This is a genomic window from Alicyclobacillus fructus (genome assembly GCF_017329605.1).
Classification (GTDB): Bacteria; Bacillota; Bacilli; order Alicyclobacillales; family Alicyclobacillaceae; genus Alicyclobacillus; species Alicyclobacillus fructus.
Genome location: NZ_JAFMTY010000107.1, coordinates 1 through 279, shown reverse-complemented (window position 1 = coordinate 279; position 279 = coordinate 1). Strand labels below are relative to the sequence as shown.

The window sequence follows — 279 nt, the reverse complement described above, 5'->3', positions numbered from 1 at the left end:
CCCCAGAACTTCTCAACACCATCAAGAAGTTCAAGTTGTCGATCACCTTCTTCGAGATGGGCAACAGCATCATGGCCTTCCCAAATACGGCCCAGAAGGTGGCTGCCGCCGGCATGGAGATCGGCAACCACACAGTCACCCACCCGAATCTTCCGGCGAAGACCCCGGATCGCATCCGTCGTGAACTGGAGCACAACTCGCAGCTCATTAAGCAGTTCACCGGGGCCACTCCGCTGTTGTTCCGCCCACCCTATGGCGCTCACAACGACACTGTTGACA

1 protein-coding gene is annotated in these 279 nt (G+C 57.3%); it reads left to right on the top strand.

The window, feature by feature from the left end:
* A partial coding sequence (locus J3481_RS14515; RefSeq protein ID WP_206882535.1) for a polysaccharide deacetylase family protein occupies positions 1-279 on the top strand: 279 nt, incomplete at both ends.